Source organism: Alishewanella longhuensis (genome assembly GCF_014653435.1).
GTDB classification, from domain to species: Bacteria; Pseudomonadota; Gammaproteobacteria; order Enterobacterales; family Alteromonadaceae; genus Alishewanella; species Alishewanella longhuensis.
This window is the reverse complement of sequence record NZ_BNAO01000008.1, coordinates 62,540-83,743: the sequence shown is the minus strand read 5'-3', so window position 1 is coordinate 83,743 and position 21,204 is coordinate 62,540. Positions and strand designations below refer to the sequence as shown.

19 protein-coding genes are annotated in these 21,204 nt (G+C 45.3%); 5 read left to right on the top strand and 14 right to left on the bottom strand.

Going from position 1 to position 21,204, the window contains the following annotated elements; translation table 11 throughout:
• Window position 1: 1 nt before the first annotated feature.
• Window positions 2–1,474 (bottom strand): glucose-6-phosphate dehydrogenase, encoded by a 1,473-nt coding sequence (zwf, locus tag IE163_RS14335; protein ID WP_189433676.1) that lies wholly within the window; start codon window positions 1,472–1,474, stop codon window positions 2–4.
• A gap of 291 nt (window positions 1,475–1,765) precedes the next feature.
• Here zwf and IE163_RS14330 point away from each other — a divergent pair, with 291 nt between their 5' ends.
• Window positions 1,766–2,623, top strand: a complete 858-nt coding sequence (locus tag IE163_RS14330) for a MurR/RpiR family transcriptional regulator (protein WP_189433675.1) — start codon at window positions 1,766–1,768, stop codon at window positions 2,621–2,623.
• 118 nt (window positions 2,624–2,741) lie between these two features.
• A complete protein-coding gene (gene pyk / locus IE163_RS14325; RefSeq protein ID WP_189433674.1) occupies window positions 2,742–4,178 on the top strand; it encodes a pyruvate kinase in 1,437 nt (478 codons plus the stop codon).
• Window positions 4,179–4,295: 117 nt separating this feature from the next.
• On the opposite strand, the gene IE163_RS14320 is transcribed toward pyk, so the two are convergent.
• Complete coding sequence (locus IE163_RS14320) at window positions 4,296–5,264, bottom strand: DMT family transporter (RefSeq protein ID WP_189433673.1); 969 nt, start codon at window positions 5,262–5,264, stop codon at window positions 4,296–4,298.
• Window positions 5,265–5,424: 160 nt separating this feature from the next.
• On the opposite strand from IE163_RS14320, the gene IE163_RS14315 reads away from it, so the two are divergent.
• Window positions 5,425–6,420 (top strand): ATP-dependent 6-phosphofructokinase, encoded by a 996-nt coding sequence (locus IE163_RS14315; protein ID WP_189433672.1) that lies wholly within the window; start codon window positions 5,425–5,427, stop codon window positions 6,418–6,420.
• Here the strand turns inward: IE163_RS14315 and IE163_RS14310 are convergent.
• The 4 genes from IE163_RS14310 to IE163_RS14295 form a co-directional block, all read right to left on the bottom strand.
• On the bottom strand, window positions 6,417–7,235 hold the full coding sequence (locus IE163_RS14310; RefSeq protein ID WP_189433671.1) for a LytR/AlgR family response regulator transcription factor: 819 nt from the start codon (window positions 7,233–7,235) through the stop codon (window positions 6,417–6,419). The two genes, IE163_RS14315 and IE163_RS14310, sit on opposite strands and share 4 nt — an antisense overlap.
• Entirely contained in the window at window positions 7,228–8,319 is a 1,092-nt protein-coding gene (locus tag IE163_RS14305) for a sensor histidine kinase (RefSeq protein WP_189433670.1), read from the bottom strand. Before IE163_RS14305 ends, IE163_RS14310 begins: the two co-directional genes overlap by 8 nt.
• 157 nt (window positions 8,320–8,476) lie before the next feature.
• On the bottom strand, window positions 8,477–8,944 hold the full coding sequence (locus IE163_RS14300) for an Mpo1 family 2-hydroxy fatty acid dioxygenase (RefSeq protein WP_189433669.1): 468 nt from the start codon (window positions 8,942–8,944) through the stop codon (window positions 8,477–8,479).
• Window positions 8,945–9,015: 71 nt separating this feature from the next.
• Window positions 9,016–9,414, bottom strand: a complete 399-nt coding sequence (locus tag IE163_RS14295; RefSeq protein ID WP_189433668.1) for an acyl-CoA thioesterase — start codon at window positions 9,412–9,414, stop codon at window positions 9,016–9,018.
• A gap of 160 nt (window positions 9,415–9,574) precedes the next feature.
• Between IE163_RS14295 and IE163_RS14290 the strand changes: the two genes are divergently transcribed.
• Entirely contained in the window at window positions 9,575–11,350 is a 1,776-nt protein-coding gene (locus IE163_RS14290) for a M61 family metallopeptidase (RefSeq protein WP_189433667.1), read from the top strand.
• Window positions 11,351–11,428: 78 nt separating this feature from the next.
• Here IE163_RS14290 and IE163_RS14285 read toward each other — a convergent pair whose 3' ends face one another.
• The 3 genes from IE163_RS14285 to IE163_RS14275 all read right to left on the bottom strand — a co-directional run bounded on the left by IE163_RS14285 (window position 11,429) and on the right by IE163_RS14275 (window position 13,415).
• Window positions 11,429–12,265: a M23 family metallopeptidase gene (locus tag IE163_RS14285; protein WP_189433666.1), complete on the bottom strand. Its 837-nt coding sequence runs from the start codon at window positions 12,263–12,265 to the stop codon at window positions 11,429–11,431.
• Entirely contained in the window at window positions 12,228–13,085 is an 858-nt protein-coding gene (locus tag IE163_RS14280; RefSeq protein ID WP_189433665.1) for a 6-pyruvoyl trahydropterin synthase family protein, read from the bottom strand. The genes IE163_RS14285 and IE163_RS14280 overlap by 38 nt, the downstream gene beginning before the upstream one ends.
• Window positions 13,086–13,157: 72 nt before the next feature.
• Window positions 13,158–13,415 carry a RepB family protein gene (locus IE163_RS14275; protein ID WP_189433664.1) on the bottom strand — a complete coding sequence of 86 codons (258 nt, stop codon included), beginning with the start codon at window positions 13,413–13,415 and terminating at the stop codon, window positions 13,158–13,160.
• A 186-nt stretch (window positions 13,416–13,601) separates the two neighbouring features.
• Between IE163_RS14275 and fabA the strand changes: the two genes are divergently transcribed.
• The gene (fabA, locus tag IE163_RS14270; RefSeq protein WP_189433663.1) at window positions 13,602–14,114 is read left to right on the top strand and encodes a 3-hydroxyacyl-[acyl-carrier-protein] dehydratase FabA; all 513 of its coding nucleotides are present in this window, start codon (window positions 13,602–13,604) and stop codon (window positions 14,112–14,114) included.
• Between the two features lie 91 nt (window positions 14,115–14,205).
• Here the strand turns inward: fabA and rmf are convergent, their stop codons facing one another.
• The 5 genes from rmf to rlmKL form a co-directional block, all read right to left on the bottom strand.
• Window positions 14,206–14,388, bottom strand: coding sequence for a ribosome modulation factor (rmf, locus tag IE163_RS14265; protein WP_189433662.1), 183 nt, complete (start codon window positions 14,386–14,388; stop codon window positions 14,206–14,208).
• Between the two features lie 295 nt (window positions 14,389–14,683).
• Entirely contained in the window at window positions 14,684–16,486 is a 1,803-nt protein-coding gene (locus tag IE163_RS14260; protein WP_189433661.1) for a DUF3466 family protein, read from the bottom strand.
• A 17-nt stretch (window positions 16,487–16,503) separates the two neighbouring features.
• A complete protein-coding gene (uup, locus tag IE163_RS14255; protein WP_189433660.1) occupies window positions 16,504–18,426 on the bottom strand; it encodes an ATP-binding cassette ATPase Uup in 1,923 nt (640 codons plus the stop codon).
• A complete protein-coding gene (locus tag IE163_RS14250; RefSeq protein ID WP_189433659.1) occupies window positions 18,426–18,686 on the bottom strand; it encodes a glutaredoxin family protein in 261 nt (86 codons plus the stop codon). Before IE163_RS14250 ends, uup begins: the two co-directional genes overlap by 1 nt.
• Window positions 18,683–20,815: a bifunctional 23S rRNA (guanine(2069)-N(7))-methyltransferase RlmK/23S rRNA (guanine(2445)-N(2))-methyltransferase RlmL gene (gene rlmKL, locus IE163_RS14245; protein WP_189433658.1), complete on the bottom strand. Its 2,133-nt coding sequence runs from the start codon at window positions 20,813–20,815 to the stop codon at window positions 18,683–18,685. The genes IE163_RS14250 and rlmKL overlap by 4 nt, the downstream gene beginning before the upstream one ends.
• Between the last annotated feature and the right edge of the window lie 389 nt (window positions 20,816–21,204).

Genomic DNA, 21,204 nt, shown 5'->3' with positions numbered 1-21,204 from the left:
CTTACTCGTCCCAATTTCTATCATCACGTGCCATCATAGAAATAGCCGATACCGGCCCCCAACTGCCGGCCTGGTATGATTTTGGCGGTTCATTACTAATGCGCCACGCATTGATGATGCCATCTACCCATTGCCAGGCTTGCTCAACTTCATCCCGGCGCACAAACAAATATTGATTACCCAGCATGGCTTCTAACAACAGACGCTCATAAGCATCAGCGATGCGCTGTGCTTTAAAGGTTTCATCAAAGCTTAGATCCAGCTTGCTTTGTTGCAGACGCATGCTCTCGCCAAGGCCAGGGATTTTATTCATAACCTGAATCTCTACCCCTTCATCTGGCTGTAAACGAATGATCAGTTTATTGGCAGGTAATTCACGATAGGTTTCATGAAAAATATTATGCGGCTGAGGCTTAAAGCAAATTACCACTTCGCTGTGCTTTTTCGGCATCCGCTTACCGGTTCTTAAATAAAACGGTACACCAGCCCAGCGCCAGTTATCGATATCCACTTTAATAGCAACAAAGGTTTCTGTTTTACTATTCGGCCGGGCGCCTTCTTCTTCCAGATAACCCGGTACGGCCTGGCCGGTCGTGAAGCCAGAAGCATATTGACCACGTACGGTTTTTTCCTGCACATTAGTATGATCAATACGGCGCAGTGCTTTAAGTACTTTTAACTTTTCATCACGAATGCTGTCAGCATCTAATCTGGCAGGCGGCTCCATCGCTATCAGCGAAAGCACTTGTAATAAGTGGTTTTGCACCATATCACGCATCTGACCAGCGTCGTCATAATAGCTCCAACGCCCTTCTACGCCGACTTCTTCTGCGACAGTAATTTGCACATGATCAATGGCATTGTGATCCCAGTTAGACGCAAAAATGGCGTTGGCAAAGCGCAATGCCAATAAGTTCAGTACGGTTTCTTTACCTAAATAGTGGTCTATACGATAAATTTGACATTCTTTAAAGTATTCAGCCACTTTATCGTTAATAATCCGGGATGAGGCCAAATCATGGCCGATAGGTTTTTCTAGTACCACCCGTGATGGTTCCGCGGCTAAGCCAGCCTCTGCCAAACCACGACATAAATCACCGAATAAAGAGGGTGGCGTGGCAAAGTAACTGACCGGAATGCGCTTTTCAATATCGACGACGGCAGAAAGTTTTTGGTAATCCGAGGTCTTGGTTAAATCTATCGCTACATAATGTAACTTAGCCGCTAGTGTTGTCCAAACTTGCTCGTCTAACGGCTCTTTTTTAAGAAAGCGCACCAAATTGGTTTTTACCAGTTCAATATAACCGGCGTTATCCATCTCATCGCGTGCCACGCCAACAATGCGCGAATCAGCACACAACAAGCCCGCCTTTTCTAACTGATATAATGCAGGTAGCAACTTCCTGCGGGCTAAATCGCCCTTGGTGCCAAACAGAATAAGATCACATGCTTGATTTTGCGTTGTGCTTGTCATAACTCAGCCTTGAAGAAGATGTAATTTTACAACACTTACCCCATACTAACGGAGTAAATGTGGCTTGTAAACGCTACATTGTGTAATTAAATTACAAAATGGTTTAATTTTTGACTATCTCTATATTATAGTGCAGCCTTGATCGCATTCCTTGGGATTTGTGGTAAATTTAGTACTGTTTTGTCTCACCTATTGAAATAACACAGTGTCACAAACAGTAAAAATACCAAAATATAACATAGCAAGCACGCCCCCTAAACTGTGGGGGAAGACAAGCGCAGGTATCCGCGAATGAATGTACTGGAAAAAATTGTTAGCACCGTCAATAACTTCAGCAAATCTGAACGTAAGGTGGCAGATGTTATTTTGGCTAATCCACAAATGACTATTCACAGCAGTATTGCGGCTCTGGCCAAAATGGCAGATGTGAGTGAACCTACCGTAAACCGTTTTTGTCGTCGTTTGGACACCAAAGGCTTTCCGGATTTCAAATTGCATTTAGCGCAAAGCCTGGCAAATGGCACTCCTTATGTTAATCGCCATGTTGAAGAAGAAGATGGCCCGGAAGCCTACACTGCCAAGATTTTTGAATCAACAATGGCAGCTTTAGATACTGCCCGGCAACGAGTGGATATTAACGCTATTAATCGTGCCGTTGATGTATTAACCCAGGCGAAGAAAATTTCGTTCTTTGGTCTGGGTGCGTCTGCCTCTGTTGCGCATGATGCGCAGAATAAGTTTTTCCGCTTTAACGTACCCGTTGTTTGCTTTGATGACATCGTCATGCAGCGCATGTCAGCCATTAATAGTAGCGATGGTGATGTGGTGGTATGTATTAGTCACACTGGCCGTACCAAAAATCTCTGTGATATTGCTGCCATTGCCCGCGAGAACGATGCCACAGTAATAGGTATTACTGCCTACGATAGCCCATTGGCCCGTGAGTGTACTCTGGTATTGTCGTTAGATGTGCCTGAAGATACTGATATGTATATGCCAATGGCCTCACGTGTAGCCCAGCTAGTACTAATTGATATATTAGCGACAGGCTTTACGCTGCGCCGTGGCAGTAAATTCCGTGAAAACCTGAAAAAGGTTAAAGACAGTTTACGCGGTTCACGTTTTGACAAAAAAGATCTGAATAACTAATTAACAGCTTCTAGTGCAATCTGTAATTTTAATTCAGCTTTGCGCTATATTCTGTAATAAAATTACATTAGACTAGCGCAACGCTAGTCTAATTGCGCTCAAACAGCAGGAGTTTTCGATGCCTAGAAGAACTAAAATTGTCGCCACCCTCGGCCCAGCTACCAGTACCCAAGCCACTATTGAAAAACTGATCCAGGCAGGTGCCAGTGTTTTTCGCCTGAATTTTTCTCATGGCGCAGCAGAAGATCACAAAGAGCGTGCACAGATGGTTAGAGCCGCGGCTGAAAAGCTCGGCTGTCATGTGGCGATTTTAGGCGATCTACAAGGCCCGAAAATTCGTGTCTCAACCTTTAAAGATGGCGCCGTTATCCTAGAAGAAGGCCAAAACTTCGTGCTGGATGCCGCGCTGCCAAAAGGCGAAGGTGATGTAAACCAAGTCGGCATCGACTATAAAGAATTACCGCAAGACGTTACACCTGGCGATTTACTGCTATTAGATGATGGCCGTATTCAGTTACAAGTTACCTCGGTGAATGGTGAACGTGTTAGCACCGTCGTTACAGTAGGCGGTAAGCTCAGCAATAATAAAGGCATCAACCGTCAAGGAGGCGGCTTAACCGCTCCGGCGCTAACTGAAAAAGACAAACGCGATATTATTACCGCAGCAGAAATTGATGTTGACTATTTAGCTGTGTCTTTCCCTCGCTGTGGCGACGATTTACGACTGGCGCGTGAGCTTGCGGTAGCTGCCGGCTCTGAAGCTCGCATTATGGCAAAGGTAGAGCGTGCCGAAGCAGTTGCCGATGATGAAACCTTAGATGATATTATTCGGGCGTCTGATGCTGTAATGGTAGCACGCGGTGATCTGGGTGTAGAAATTGGCGATGCCGAATTGGTAGGCCAACAAAAGCGTATTATCGCCCGCTCGCGTCAACTAAACCGCATCGTCATCACGGCGACGCAAATGATGGAAAGCATGATTGAAAGCCCAATGCCAACCCGCGCCGAGGTAATGGATGTTGCCAACGCTGTGCTAGATGGCACCGACGGCGTTATGCTGTCAGCCGAGACAGCCGCTGGTAAATATCCGGTTGAAACAGTTAAAGCGATGGTGCGGGTATGTAACGGTGCCGAGAAGCACCCCTCTATTCAAAGCTCTAAACACAGAATGAATTTAAGCTTCACCGAGGTCAGCGAAACTATTGCGCTATCGGCGATGTATGCAGCAAACCATTTAGAAGGTATCAAAGCGATTATTACTTTAACCGAGTCCGGTTATACGGCGAAGCTGATGTCGCGTATTACCTCATCACAACCCATTTATGCCCTGTCGCGCCATGTGAAAACCTTAAACAAAATGGCGATGTACCGTGGTGTTTATCCGGCGTTTTTTGACAGCACTGAGGTTGGTGTTGCTGAGCTAGCGGATCGCGCCATCGATGTAATTCGTGACAAAGCAGGCTTAAAGGCCGGTGATTTAGTCATAATGACACACGGTGATGTGATGCTGCAGGTAGGTGCTTCTAATACCTGCAAAATTGTTACTGTAAAATAACTGCCAGTAATGAAATAAAAAATGCCCCGCTTAGCCGGGGCATTTTTTATGGTGCTAACAGTAACCTTATTGTAGCAACGTTTTTATCGATCTTTATCGCCAGCCAAACTCAGCCGTTTATAACACATCGCGCTGTAACTTACGTACTTTGCGTGCGGCTCTATATTCTACAAATTGCGGCGCCAATGCGGTCAAGGCTGAACCAGCTACCACTAACAACGCGCCAAACCATGACCATAGGTTGAGTTGCTGTGGCACAAACTGCGGCCAAATCCAAGCCACGATATTGGCGCTAATAATCGTAATTAACGGTGTGATTGCAAGTACAGCACTGACCTTTGACGCTTCCCAGTGATGTAACGCCTCGGCAAAAGCACCGTAAGCAATAACAGTGTTTAAGCAACAAAACAACAGCAAAGACCATTGCAACACGGTTAAGCTGACCACAGGCTGAAAATCTGACACTGGGATAAAGGCAATAGTACCGGCGATGTAAATTAAATACATAATTTGCTTAGAGCTGTAATGCATAAGCAACTGCTTTTGTGCCAAAGCATAAGCTGCCCAAGTGATAGCTGCAACAATCATCATCAGCACCCCCCAGGTTTCACTACTGGCCTGCAGCACTAAAGTGAGTAAACGTTCATTAAAAAACAGCAGTAAACCGGTGACTAAAAGCACTGCCCCAACCTGCTGCAAAAATAATAAACGCTCTTTAAAGATGATAATACCGCCTAGCATCATTAAAAAAGGTGCCAACTGAATTAGCGTCTGGGCGGTTTCAGCAGTAAGTAAATTTAAGCTTGATAAGTAGAAAATGTAGTTAAGGAGTAAACCAATAACCGCCACTGCCATTAGCCAAGAAATTTTTAGCTGCTTCAATAGGGCTAATCTGGGTAATTTACCTCGCAGTCCCAACCAAACACCAACTAATATTGCTGCAACTAAAAAGCGAATTGCCGTTATGGTGTTAGCTGTAAAAACCTCAAGCAGTATTTTTAACGCTATGGGCAAAATACCCCATAATATTGCTGTGGTTAATGCCAGTAGCAAGCCTAAAAGAGTTTTACCGGTTATCTGGTGCATGAAACGCGTTTTCCTGAGCAAAAATCTGACAGAACGTCAGCAGTGCTATTGTCGCTTAAAAGCAGCAACACTGTCGCGGCATTTCTTTAAAATTGCGACAAATCAAAGTAATTTAACGATTTAGTACTATACTGGCCGCAGGTTAAAAGGAGAATTCTGTATGGCAACAATAAAACGCCTTGGCGTACTTACCTCCGGCGGCGATGCGCCTGGTATGAACGCCGCTATTCGCGCTGTGTTACTTACTGCCGCCAGTTACAATATTGAGGTGGTGGGTTTTAAACACGGCTACATTGGTTTGCTAGAGCAAGAATATAAAACCCTGATGCCACAGCATGTACAAAATATTATTCAACGTGGTGGTACCATTTTAAAAAGCGCACGTTGTCCGGCTTTGCAAACGCCTGAGGGCCCCAAGCTTGCGGCAGCCACCCTACACCAACTGAATATTGATGCGCTGATTGTGATTGGTGGTGATGGCAGCTTTAGAGGCGCTTTAGAAATTGCTAAACATTACCAGGGCCAGATTATAGGCGTGCCCGGCACTATTGATAATGATGTTGATGGTACAGACAATACTATAGGTTATGCCACCGCTATTGATACGGCGTTAGATGCTATTGATAAAATTCGTGATACGGCAGATGCCTTCGAACGCATCTTTTTAGTTGAACTGATGGGACGCCATAGCGGTTTTATTGCATTGTCGGCCGGAATAGCAGGCGGTGCTGAGCAAATTATTTGCCCGGAATTTGGCCCGCTAAGTGCGGAAGACTTACGCCGGGTGCTCACCCCTATCCAGCATGCCCAATTATTAATGGGTAAAGCCAGCTATATCATTGTGGTAGCGGAAAATAGCTACCCTGGCGGCACAACGGCGCTGGCAGATGCCCTAACCAAAGCGATAGGCATTGAGTGTCGGGCATGTATCTTGGGTCATATTCAACGGGGTGGCAGCCCGGTAGGTGCCGACCGCATTTTAGGCTCTAAGCTGGGTGCCTATGCCGTAGAACAATTGTTGCAGGGTGCTCATTTACAGATGGCTGGTGAGGTAAATGGTGAGCTTAGCTTGTATCCATTAGCGCTAACCGGCGAGCGCACCAAAGCGATAGATCCGTTTTTGGTGCGCTGGCAACAGCAAGTGGGAAGTGCTTAGTGGCTAAAGACCTGTTTTACCCGGTCTTTGTAACTGCGGCTTACTTTGACAGACTGGCCATTGGTGAGCACCAGTTGATGCTCACCATTGCTTAGCATCTGTAGTTTCGCAATAGTATGCACATTAACGATAGCAGAACGATGCACCCGCACGAATAGTCGGGGATCCAACTCTGCTTCCAGCTCTTTCATGGTACGACGCAAAATGTGGGTTTGCCCATCGCGGGTATGAATACACATATAGTCCCCCGCCGCGTCAACCCAATCAATTTCAGCAACCGGAACACGGGTAATTTCACCGCTGTCTTTAATGCTGATCGCTTCTGGAAACCGGCTACTGACGACCGGCTCAGCTTTATCTAAACGCTCCAAAATAATATCCGCTTGATCCCCGGTTAAACGGGCTACGGCTTCGGCTAACTGATCTTTATGTTTTTGATTATCAGACGCTGCATGATAGGTTAATACTTTATCGACCGCCGCTTTTAACCGCTCGGACTCTACCGGCTTTAGCACATAATCTACAGCATTAACCTCATAAGCGTTAAAAGCATATTGATCATAAGCAGTAACAAAGACGATGTACGGCAGCTTATTAATTTGCTGTTGTAGTTGCTTTAACACAGCAAAGCCATCCATGCCAGGCATCTCTACATCCAGAAAAACTAAATCCGGCGTAAGCTCCATAATAGCCGTTATTGCATCTGGGCCATTGGCACATTCTGCGACTACCTTTAATTCAGGGAATGCGGCCAGTCGCACCAGCATCCCTTTGCGTGCCAAAGGTTCGTCGTCTACTACTATGACATTAAGCATGTTCGGATTCCGTTTTTTCTAGTTGTAAGGGGATTCTAATATTTACTTTTACGCCCCGAGGCTCATTATGGGTTAACACTAAGGCAAAATCATTATCATACAACGCCGCCAGGCGCTCGCGGGTATTGACTAAACCAACCCCGCTGTCGCTATTATCGGCAACTTTCACGCTGCCATCAACTATTGACATACCGGGTCCGTTGTCTGCTACTTCCAGTAATAAGTCGTGCCCAAAGGTTTTGGCTCTGATGGTAATTTCGCCACCATTAACCTGGCTTGCTACCGCGTATTTAATAGCATTTTCAATTAGCGGCTGCAAAATTAAGCTTGGCACCAAGGCTTTTTCTGTACCTGGCTCTAATTCAATAACAATGCCCAGTCGTTCGGAGAAGCGAACCTTTTCAATTTCCAGGTACAAACGCGCTGCGTAGATTTCCTGCTCCAACATCACTTTGTTTATCGGATCTTTATACAGCGAGTAGCGTAAAAAATCGCTTAAACGGCTAACCATTTTGTTCGCCGTATCGTTGTCATTAATCAGCACCAAAGTAGAAATGGCGTTTAAGGTATTGAATAGAAAATGCGGATTAAGTTGATAACGCAACATTTTAAGCTGAGCTTCATGTGCCTTATTCATTGCCGTTAGCAGCTTTTGTTTCTCTAACTGTAAAGTTTGGTAATATTTAATACCAAAATACAGGCCACTCCAGCTTAGCATAACGTAAAAAGCGGCGGGTGTATCTCTGATATAGAGCAACCAATCTGCTGGCCGGTAACCGTGCCGGTAAATTTCCCAGTAATTAAAGTTACGAACTACAGTCCAAAGCATGGCGATAAGCAGCGCTACCATCAGCACTACAAAAATCATTTTCCAAGGTTCCCAAAACCATACCTTACGGTATAAATAGCGCAGCGGTATGGTCAACAGCCAACCGACATACGCATCTAAGCTAATAACAATTAAAAATGCATCTCTCGTATCCAGCATCAGTGAGCTGAGATAATTCACGATAGCAAAGCCGAGCCAACCTAAGGTATGCAGGATCCAGAACTGGCGATTTCTGTCTTCGAAGAGTCTGTTCAAATTTACTGCCAATTAACGCAAAACTAATAACACCATTATAGCGAGCAGTGTGACGAAAACCTTAGCCGCCTGCCTTGTTTAGCCAGACATTAATCGCAAGTGACTGAATAAAAGCCACCGTAAATATTCAGGGACAGTCATTCCGTCCCTAAACTGGTTAATAACGTATGTGCAAACGCTGTAAGATAAAGCCGAGCAGCCAGGCAGGCCCTATTAATAAAAAAGCTAAGTCTTGAAAGAACGAAGGTTTTTTACCCTCTATTTTGTGACCAATAAATTGCAATACCCACATTACTATGAAAATGAGTAAGGATAACAACCAGATCTCAATAACACTTTGCTGTTCTAACGCTCGCAGCACGGTAACAACGGCCGCTGAGAAAATGGTCATACCCAGGCCCAGGCTAAACGAAAGCAAAAAGTAAAACAGCAAAACGGGTACCAGCAATAACAAAGCCCAATTGATGCCCTGCTCAACAAAGCCGCTAAAGGGCATCGGGATCTGCCAAAGTAAACCGATAACAGTGGCATAGATGGTGGGTACAGCAAACCAGTGGATCAGTTTATTGGTTGGATGTTGATGGCTTACCGCATATTCGCTAAACCATTGTTCTGCTGATTTCATAACAGGCCCTGCTTATTATTGTTATCTATATTAGTTGCAAAATAACAAGGTCGGGCCAGTTATACAAGTGACTAACCTAAAACCGGTGTCGGTTTTCTGTTTTCATCCAGTGCCACAAAAGTAAAGCTGCCAGAGATGGCTTTATGCTGATTGTCGTCGTACATATGTTCAACAAAAATATCTACCTGTACTTTGATACTGGTACGACCAACATGCGCTACTCTGGCGACTAATTCTAAAATAGTACCTGCTGGGATAGACTCTTTAAAATCAACACGGTCAGAGCAGACCGTTACTAAGGGCTTACGACAAAAACGAGTAGCGGCTATAAACGCTGCTTCATCCATCCAGGCCAGTGCTTCGCCACCAAATAACGTATTATGATGATTGGTTCTTCCCGGAAATACTGTTTTGGTGACGCGGGTTACCGCGTATTCGATACGTTTACTAATTAAAGCTTCTTGTGACATGGAGATACCTAAAATGACTGACAGCCCGTATTATATAGATAAATAGGCGTCAGCGGCAGAGTTTAGCTGCTAACAAACTGCTGTAGAGTTGCTTGGTATCAAACCTGGGAGTTAGAACCTAAAGCAGATAGAGAGTTGTTGAATTAATTGGAGAGATGCTATGTCTGTTGTGCATTATCAACTAAACATTGCTGATTTAAGTTCCCGAACATTGCTTGTTAAACTCAGCTTTATCCCGCAGCAACCGGTGCACCAATTGCAGTTGCCCGCCTGGATCCCCGGTAGCTACATGATCCGTAATTTTGCCAGGCACATTACGCATATTCGCGCCTATGATGTAAATGGCGAACTCAGCTTATTGCAGCTCGATAAGCAAAGCTGGCAACTTTGCTGCGGGCAACAGCCTGTCACAATAGAATATCAGATTTATGCGAACGACTTATCAGTTAGAGCGGCATATATCGATGACGAAGTGGCAGTATTAAACCCTACCTGTGTATGCTTAGAAGTTTCTGAACTTAGCGAATTGCCGCAGCAAATCGAATTTAAAGAACATGAGGCACAGGTAAAACGCGTAACCAAAAACTGGCGAATTGCGACCGCGTTACCGCGGTTATCAGGTGAGCAGCTAAGTTGCCAAGGTATTTTTCAAGCGGCAAACTATCAGCAACTTATTGACAGCCCTATTATTGCCGGGATCTTTAGCCTACAGCAATTTAACCTGGACGGCGTGCCTCATTACATCGTGGTTACCGGGCAAAATATATTTGATGAGGCCCGGCTACTGGCGGATGTCAGCAAACTTTGTCAGGCGCAGCGTGATGTATTTGCAGCCTTGCCCGAGGACTTAAATCAATATTGGTTCTTATTGTGGGTCACAGAAAGTGGCTATGGCGGTTTAGAACATCAATTCAGTACGTTATTGCTTTGCAATCGTCACGATTTGCCTATTCCGGCATTAGCAGAGCAAGATGAGTCTTATCACACATTATTAGGGTTATTCAGCCATGAGTATTTCCATACCTGGTGGGTGAAACGACTAAAACCGGTAAACTTTCACCCTTATCGTTTAGATAAAGAGCAGTATAGTAGACAGCTCTGGATGTACGAAGGCTTTACCTCGTACTTTGATGATCTAGCTCTGGTGAAAGCCGGCGTGATCAGCCAGCAACAGTACTTAAAAGGGTTAGAAAAACTGATTTCCAGGGTTACACGTAACCCATCTGAGCAAGTGCAAAGCCTTACAGACAGCAGCTTTACCGCCTGGACCAAGTTTTATTTACAAGATGAGAACGCGGTAAATAGTATTGTCAGCTACTACGCTAAGGGTGCTTTGGTCGCGCTGATTTTGGACGCCGAATTGCAGCAACATGGCCATAGTTTAGCGGCGCTATGTAAAGCTCTCTATCAACAATACCTGATAACAGGGACTGCTGATGAGAGTATTTTTATTTTACTTAAGTCGTGGCAATTACCGGAGTTGGCCAAGGAACTGAACAGCTGGGTCAATCAAGCTGGTCGACTGCCACTTTCGACTGGCCTGGCGAAACTGGGTTTAACTTTAAATTGGCGCAGTCCACAACAGTTTGACGATCTTAGTGGCAGCACAGATAAAACAGCCGTAGCGAGCTTGGGTTGCAGTTTAAAGTACCAGGCCAATAATGTCTTTATTCATCAGCTTTATGTCGGCTCTGCAGCACATCAGGCAGGTTTAATGAGTGGGGATCAGCTTTTGGCCTTAGCCGGCTACAAAATTACCGAGCATAGCTTACCGCAGCTATTAAAACGCTTACCGATAGATTCAGCACAAAGCTTGGTGATATTTCGTAAAGATCGCTTATTAACCCTGACACTGCCGCTGCAAACAGCAAAGCCGAACGTTGCCATGCTCAGTGTAAGGGATAATAAAAAAGTTGAGACCTGGCTTAACGCCTAAGTTAAGAACACGCCAGAAATGCACTTTGGCAACTCTGGCGTGTTTAAGACAGTGAAGGTTGTAAATTTATCGATATGCTTAAGGCGCTAAACTAAGACGCTGCACCTGAGCGGGAGTAAACTCAGGCAACAACAATTGTGGATCTAATCGCTCTTGCAGCCAATTAATCCGCCAATCTAAATGCGGGCCAGTAACGCGGCCTGTCGCACCAACATCAGCAATTTGCTGGCCTTGGCTCACGGCATCACCTACTTTTACGGCAAAACGGTTTAAGTGCATAAAGGTAGATGTTACCCCATAACCATGGTCGATGATTAAGGTTAAGCCTGAAAAATATAGATCTTCAGCTAATAACACCTTACCATCCCAAGGTGAAAGCACCGGCGCACCGACTGGCGCGGCAATATCTAAGCCAAAATGTGGATTTCTTGGCTGACCGTTAAAAATACGCTGGCTACCATAAACGCCACTGATCCGCCCCGCAGCTGGCCGTAATGGCTCGGCGAAAATAGCAGTTTTATCAGTTAAGGCTGTGCGCACCTCTCTGACTTTCCGATTATCACTAGCAATACGGGCAGTAACCTCTTTAGGGGGTTCTACGTATTTTTGCTCTACGCCAGTAATCTTTTGAATGTCATAATCACGACCGGTAAAACGTAACGGCAACATATTGGTCTTACCGGCATAGATTACCTTGAGTTGATGATTAAGCGCTGCGTCACGGCCAATGCCGAATACAAAGCGACCGTCTGGCCCTACCTTAATCTGGGTTTCGTTAAACCACACCTCAGCGCCGGCTGGTGCTTGTGCCCGGATTAAACTGCCTTGGGTCAGTTTACCTTCTAATACCACTTCTGTCGCTGTTGCAGAAAAACTACTAGCGCAAAGCAATAGCGCCTTTACCCACGCCTTCATAGGCAACCACCTTATATTGTTTACTGTTATCAGCTTGTTTGAGTTGCTCTGCAATATAGTCTGCCAGGCACTCTACAGTGGTGTCACAGGGTACCACTTCGCAATGACTGGCGGGAATACAGAGCTCAAACCAGCCTTGCGCTGCCTGATAACGGAAGCTTAAATCTCCTGCTGCCGGAGTGAGGTACTCTAAGGCTGTTGCCTCCACCAGATCACTGTCGGTACCCAGATAGATATCTTGCCAACGCTCGCTCCAGCTTTTATTTAAACGCGGTGCCAGCATACCGTCTGCATAAATTTGAATAGTAGAGCGATGGCCATGCGCAATACGCTGGCAATTGCCATCATGCTTTTTCAAGCCATGGCTGTATTGATAATAGAAACCGCTAATAGCTTCTGTTCTTAAAGTTAAGCTAAGCTTTTCCACATTAGCGGGCAATAAAGGTTTAATTTGCTGCTCTAAATAGCTGCCAACGCTTTGCTCGTTGATCTCAGTGCCTGGAATAAAAGCAAAAGCTTCAGTTGGGCAAGCTAATTGTAAAGTACCGCGTGCACTCTGGTAACTCACCAGTACCATATCGTGTTGAATGCTTTGCGTTAACCCTGGGCAATCTGCTGCTATCGCCAATTTATGATCAACCAGCTTATCAATAGCCTGCTTAATCACTTTTTTAACTTTACCAAAATCAAATACCATAGCGGTATCATCAAGCTCGCCTTGCAGTTCTACATCGACAATAAAGCTCTCACCCAAGATACCGCGTTGCTGGTGCAGATAAGAAAAATCGATTACGGTAAGATCCCGCACAAATAAAATCATGACGCCTTCCTGAAATGAATGCTAAGCGAATTAGAACAGCATTATACCTTCGAAGCCGGATGGCGTCATCCTTCAGCGCTTGTGTTCATTCAGCCAGCTATTAAGAATACCCACCTGCCCTAATTTATGAGCGGCGTACATTAAACGAATTGCATTACTTAGTAAGGTACTATCATTCCATTGCGTTTTTTGCGCAATTTCTTCATAGCACTGCATCGCTTCCGGAGTTAAGTAACCGCGCAACTCCTTCTTACCAGAGTCTTTCTGCCGCTCGCGATAGCGCCGCTGTTTCTCTGCATTGGTTAACGCCTGACTTTTTTCGCTACTCATCCCACCACCACTTATCCACACAACTCCGGTACCGGCCCGACCAGTTTATCCACACGTCTCCGGTACCGGTCTGACCAGATAACGGAGTATTAAATGTGGATTTTTTTAAAACTATTACAAATCGGACTTGTTTAGCGTACAGCTGTTCGCTAAGCTGACGCAGCATTTTTATTGGATTAAACATACATGACTAAGAATAGCTTTACAAAAGAAGATTTAATTGCCTGCGCCAATGGCGAACTCTTTGGCCCAGGTAATAGCCAACTGCCGTCTGACAACATGTTAATGATGGACCGTATTCTGCACATTTCTGAAGAAGGTGGTTTATACGGTAAAGGCCAAATTATTGCCGAGTTAGACATTAACCCTGACTTGTGGTTCTTTGGCTGCCATTTTAAAGGCGATCCGGTGATGCCTGGTTGTTTGGGTTTAGATGCAATGTGGCAACTGGTTGGCTTCTTTTTAGGTTGGGCTGGTGGTCCAGGCAAAGGCCGCGCCCTAGGTGTGGGTGAGGTGAAATTCACTGGTCAGGTGCTGCCTACAGCCAAAAAAGTGACATACACCATTAATATGAAACGGGTTATTAAGCGTAAGCTGTTTATGGGTATTGGCGATGGTATCGTTAGTGTTGATGGCCGCGAGATTTACGCGGCAACAGATTTAAAAGTTGGTTTGTTCCAGGATACCTCTAGCTTTTAAGTTTACTGTGAATCTTCAGTAAAACATCCCCCCTAAAAACCATAAAGCCCCGTATATTTAACGGGGCTTTTGCCTGTTACTAAACCTGATGTCAGGTGCCTTTATTAAATAAACCGATATTACGGTCTTCCATGGCGGCTCGCCAACCCCCTAACCATTCTGAGCGAGCATCTAAATTCTGATAAGGGCAAATTTCTTTTGAACGGCCAGTAACACCAGCACGATAACCTTGAGCATGAGCACGTTCCAGACGATCACGTTTTTGTCTTTTCATACGGCAGTCTTCCTCAACTGAAATAATTTAGTAAGCAACAACGGGCCATAACACCACAATGTTACAATTAATAGATAGCTAAGAAGTGCAAAAGGTTCAAACGAATTTAAGTAAATATAGTACTTGACTTATGGTAACGGCATGACTTCGTTACAATTTAATGGCAATAAGTTTTTAGACGAAAATATTATAAAAAATTATTTATTGAGTACAAAATTGTAGCACTCAATACTGCAATCGCAGCAAATAAAAAAGCTGCCGAAGCAGCTTTAAAGACAAAAATAAACGTTATGCATTAAACTTTGCGACGACGCAGTAGAGGTAAAGCGCCAAGCAACATTAGCCAAAACATGGAAAAACTGCCGCTCTTACGTTCATAAGTAGCATCTTCACCATTACAATTTTCCACCTGACCATTGGCAATAGGACGTAATTTAACGGCAGTAGCTTGTTGCTGTTTTATCACTGTACCGTCTGTAGCAAGCTGCTCTTCACCGGTTGGCCCTAACAAAGGACGATTAATCAACGCCGTGGCTAGGATCTCACCATCATCGTTAATTGCGGTAGCCTCAACCAAAGTCGGGGCATCACAACCAACCAAATCATTTAGATCTCTGAAACTATCAGCGGTAGCATCATACATAAACGCATGGAAACGTCTGGTAGTGGTACCACCAATAATAACTTCAGCCCGACCAACGACCTGACCATTATTATTCAGATCTCTAGGTTCAGTGCTAGAGCTGTTAAAAAATCCATTCGGAAACTTTACGCTGTTACTGTTCATATCATAAACAAATAAGCGATTACGTACCAAACTATTGATATTTTTCAGAGCATAGCCAACAACCAGATTTTGATTATTGATATCAGTTGCAATACTGGCCAGCCATTCATTAGTGTCGATAAAACCTGTTACCTCTTCACCATTAAATATAGTTGCATGAGGCGCAGCATAGATACGTTGTTGTTCAAAACCAAAATTGTCGAAAACACGAATCTTACGGCTTATATCGGTATACAGTGAGTGGCCGACTGCAATATTATTATCATTTATAGCGTTAGCGCGGCTATAGTAAAACGGTGCTGGATAATCTTCTGATGTCGGAGCCTGCTCGCCCGTACCTTTCTCACCTAAAAAGCCCAAAGTGCTGTTAAGTATGGCTGTACCGTTATCATTAAGTTGCCAAATTGCCGCTCTTTCCTGATAACCTTGTGAAGCTATCTCGACAGTTTGAAAGTTACGTATCTGATTTAACAACGAGTTAATATTGATACCACGAGCAGCCATCTGGGCATTTAAACAAAACTGTACCGGTTGTAAATTACCATTACAGGCTGTTTCTACGGTCTCTGTAAGGCTGGCGCTAACGCCTGATGAGGTGAAACCTGCTACCATACCATTATTGTTAATGGCCTGAGCTGCCGACATACCCCCGCCTAAAGCGGTAAAAGCAGGAGGCAACACAGTACGTTGAGAGCCATCTGCAACATAACCTAATAAGTAGCCTGGCTCTGGTACCCATACGGTCGCAGGTTGTGGGATCACTGGCACTTCTGGCTCTTCTTCATCTTCACCCGGCACTATGATTGCCGTAAAGGTTTCTTTAAAAGAAGGCGCGCTGGCAGTACCAGCAATTTGCCCAAGATTATTCACGCCATAAGCAAACTCGTTATTGCCTTTGGTATTGGTAATATCGCGAAATACGACCTGCTCGGTAACACCATTTTGTGCCTGCCGAATCACCCGCAAATTACCGACTGGCTGAGAAAATAAACCGGCGTTACTGACTAAAAAATTAACTAAAATGCCTGTTACTGTGCTATCAACATTGCCATTTTTTGCATCGGCTAGCTGTTCTTCGGTAAGTAGTGCTTTGATGATTTCACTGTCGAAGTCAATTTCAGTTAAATCTACCTGAAAATCTAACAACACATTACCATTACTCACCACATCACCCTGCGGGGTCGCGGCTACACCACTGGTAGATTGAACTTTGTTGGTAGTATCTAATTCAACGATCTGATACACCGCGGCATTCGCCGTAAAAACTGTCAGCAACGGCAATACTGCTAGGCTGATCGGTGATAATTTCATGCATGGCCCCTAAAAATTTACGAAATTGCAGCTTCTAATTCTTCCCAGCGCTGATACGCCTGCGCCAGCTTCGACTCGGTTTCTTGTAATAGGTTCAACCGTTGCTGCGTGTAGTCTGCCGTGCCTTTAAAAAAGTCGGCATCATTAACCTCAGTTTGCAGTGCAGTTAGCTCAGCATCCAGTGTTTCAATTAAGGCTGGTAATAGCTCCAGCTCACGTTTTTCTTTATATGATAACTTCTTAGTGCTGCTAACAGAAGCCTCTGGCGCATTTTCTACTACTTTAGCTGTTGTCGCGGCTTCAGATACTGTTTTGCTGCTATTTTTCAAAGCACTATTATTTGATTGCCGCTGCTGCCAGGCTACGACTTCGTCATAACCACCGGTAATTTCGATAATTTTAGCATTTCCCGCAAACAGCAATGAGCTAGTCACGGTATTGTTTACAAATTCCCGATCGTGGCTTACCAACAGCACTGTACCTTGATATTGCTGCAGAATATCTTCTAAAAGCTCTAAGGTTTCCACGTCTAAATCGTTGGTTGGTTCATCGAGGATCAGCAAATTACTGGGTTTAGCAAAGAGCTTTGCCAATAATAAACGGTTTTTCTCACCACCCGATAAAGCGCGCACCGGGGTACGGGCGCGCATAGGCGGGAATAAGAAGTCTTGTAAGTAACTTAGCACATGGCGGCTATTGCCATTTTGCATAATTTCTTGCTTACCATCGGCCACGTTATCTTGTACGGTGGCGTTTAAATCCAGTGCCATACGATGCTGGTCAAAATAGGCGACTTCGATATTGGTGCCGCGTTTAATCTCGCCACTGTCTTGCTGATAATCGCCCAGTAATAGCTTAATAAGCGTCGATTTGCCCACGCCGTTCGGCCCTACTAATGCTATGCGATCGCCACGCATCACCAGCAAATCCAGGTTTTGTAAAATCGGCACACCGCCAAAGGCATGGCTTAACTGTTTTGCTTCAAATACCAGTTTACCGGAGCGGGCTGCTTGTTCGATATTAAAATCGACCTTGCCCAGCACTTCTACCCGAGCCGCACGTTCTTGACGCAGGGCTTTAAGTGCCCGAACCCGCCCTTCGTTACGGGTGCGACGCGCTTTAATCCCCTGGCGGATCCACACTTCTTCATCGGCCAGCTTCTTATCAAACAGGGCATTATGCTGCTGCTCGTCTTCTAGGATCTTTTGTTTGCGATCCAGATATTCCTGATAATTACCAGGGTGCGAAGTGAGCTGGCCGCGATCTAAATCGATAATGCGGGTGGCTAACGCACGGATAAAGGCCCTATCGTGCGAGATAAAAATAATGGCGCCGTTAAAGCTTAATAAAAATTGCTCTAACCAATTAATAGCGGCCACGTCTAAGTGGTTGGTCGGCTCATCCAATAATAAGATATCGGGCTTTGCAATCAGTGCACGGGCCAGTGCCGCTTTACGTAACCAACCCCCTGATAACGTCGCTAGGCTGTTTTCGCCGTCCATCGCAAATTGCTCACAGAGCATTTGCACGCGAGACTCTAATCCCCAACCATCGCGGGCATCTAATTCACTTTGCAGGCGCTCAAATAAGCGGTATTCGGCATCGCCCGCGCCTTCCAGGTTTTCTGATAAGGTATAAAACTGTTGCAACTTTTCCGCTAAATCGCCGGCGCCTTCGCGGATAAAATCAGCAATTTTTACATCCATTTTTGCCGGCGGATCTTGCTCTAAGCGGCTTAAAATAACGCCGTTGGTCATCACAATTTGGCCATCGTCCAAATTTTGCTGACCGGTCAACAATTTTAAAAAGGTCGATTTTCCGGCACCATTACGGCCCACTAAACAGACGCGCTCGCCAGTAAACAAGCTAAAATCGACATGATCTAATACCGGATGGGTACCAAAGGCTAAACTGGCCTGCTGAAAACGTAATAACTCCACTACTTTATATCCTTTGTATGCTGATCCAGCCACTGCTGCAATGAGATGGCATCAAACGGCCAATATAATAACTGCTCTGCCCCTTGGGCATCGGTGCAGGCAAGCACCGGAATATGCACCCGAAAACGCGCTAAGGCTTGCTCGTCATCGACAATATCCACAATCTGTAACTCGCCTGCCACACCGGCGGCCTTAACTAAGGCCTCGGCGTCTTCGCATAAATGGCAGCCCCAGGTGCTGTAAAGGGTGTATCGACTCACGGCCGGGTTAACTCAAAACAGACATGGATATTCGGGTTACGCTTAAAATCTTCTGGCAAGGTGGCGGCCGAGATATCTTTAATCTGCCAGCCGGCTTCAATAAGCGCAGCGCTATCAATTTTAAAGCGGCGCTTATTGTTGGAGAAAATGACTTTCGCGCCTGGCGCCATTTTGCCAATCAGCATATTTAGCATATTGACGTGATCGCGCTGCACATCCCAGCTATCTTCCATTCGTTTTGAATTAGAAAAAGTAGGCGGATCCACAAAGATCAAATCAAATAGATTGCGGTTACGCGCCAGCCACTGCAAGCAATCGGCTTGTTCAAACTGGTATTGCTTACCGTTTAAGCCATTTAGCATAAAGTTACGCTTGGCCCAATCCAGATAAGTATTCGACATATCAACCGTCGTCACGCTTTGCGCGCCACCCAGTGCAGCATGCACCGAGGCAGTACCGGTATAGGCAAAGAGGTTTAATACCCGCTTATCTTTGGCTTGTTGCTGAATTAAATGCCGGGTAATGCGATGATCTAAAAACAGGCCAGTATCTAAGTAATCGCGCAGGTTTACCCAAAACTTAGCACCATACTCCGACACTTCTTTGTATTGGCCAGCTTTAGCCAGTGCCTGATACTGATTCGTGCCCTTTTGCTTTTCGCGCACCTTTAAGATCATTTTATCCGGGTTTATACCCAGTACCGTTGGGACTTGGTTCACTACATCAAATAAGCGTTTTTGCGAGACGTGCTCATCTACCGTAGCCGGTGCCGCATACTCATGCACCACGACTTCGCCATCGTACCAATCAACTGCCACGTTATATTCTGGAATATCGGCATCGTATAACCGATAGCAATTTAAGCCTTCACGCTTGGCCCATTTTTGTAATTGCTTCAGGTTTTTCGCCAAGCGATTACCAAAGGAGCTACTTTCACTAAAAAACAGGGACGGTGCATTATTACTCACCTGCACCTGCTTTTCAGTTAAATCGAATAAGGTGAACTCACAATCGAGCGGGCCATTGCTAAACTTATAGGCTTTGCTTTTTGATAAACGCAGCGCACGCAGTAAATCGCTATTCGAGGTAATAATAGCCAAGCGCCAGCCCTGATATAGCTGCTTTAACGACAGCGCAAACTTGCTATACAGCGGAATAAGTGAGGGTAAATCGCCCAAACGCTCGCCGTATGGCGGGTTAGTGACAATAATACCGTTAGCGTCGCACACTTTATGCTTTAAGGCAGTGGCATCGCCGTAATCAAAGTTAATTAGGTTAGCGACACCGGCACGTGCCGCATTTTGCCGCGCTTTGCTTAAGCTACGCTCGTCAGTATCGCTACCCCAAAATTGGATGGTATTACCCAGCGCTAACTGATCAGGGGCGATTTGCGCAGCTTTGGCCTCCGCCACTAACTGTTGCCATACCGCAGCACGATGACCTGGCGTGCGTTCAAAAGCAAAACTTTCGCGCGCTAGGCCTGGCGCCATATTTAAACTTTGCTGCGCTGCTTCAATTAAGATGGTGCCGCTACCACAGAAGGGATCAAATAGCGGTGTACCTGGCACCCAGCCAGAGCGTTTTAATAAAGCGGCGGCTAAATGCTCTTTTAAGGGCGCATCACCCTGCCCGCTGCGATAACCGCGCTGGTGCAAGGATGGGCCAGAGAAGTCTAATAAGAAGTGGAAATGCAGTTTATCCAAGCGCACCTGAAAGCGCACATCGGGGGTTAAGCGATCGACATCAGGCCGCTGCCCGGTTTCTTCGCGAAACTGATCGACAATGGCATCTTTTAAGCGCATACCGCCAAACTGGGTATTATCGATTTTTGGGTGCTTACCCACACAATCAACCGCCAGCGTTTGACGCACCGACATTAACTGGCCCCAGTCGATTTTACTGGCAATTTGATAGATATCCGATTCAGCCGTTACCGGCTCTGATTGAATCAAACGCATAATGCGCGTTGCCAACCGCGACCATAAACAAAGGGTATAAGCCGTTTTCACATCGGCCTTAAAACGTACCACACCCATCGACACTTTAAGCACTTCACCCTGATAAGAACGGATTTCATCAGCTAATAGCTCTTCCACGCCCTTCGACGTTAAAGCCCAAAATTCCAGCATTGCAGCAAACCTTAAAAGAAAATTGCGCCTAGTATAGCAGAATTAGGCTTTTGGGTGCGGCAACTTTATTAGTCGCCAACAGCAAAATTCACACCTAAAATTCAAGAAAGTAAATCACCGCTGCTGCCGACAAAGGCACTGCATTGCAGCCAGCACTTAGCTAGTTCGTTTAGCAAGTAACGTTAAGATTCAAACTTAAAAGTAAAGTATGAAAAAGTGTTTCACGTTGTAGATGAGTATTTAGCAATATAGGCAGGCTTAAACGCTGCAATTTTGCGCATCGTGCTGCTTTAAACTGCATACTGGCTACTTTATGGTCGAACAGTAATTAAATTACAAAATACTCCTTGCATGCCTAACGTAAAAACACTAAGATGCGCCCCGCAATG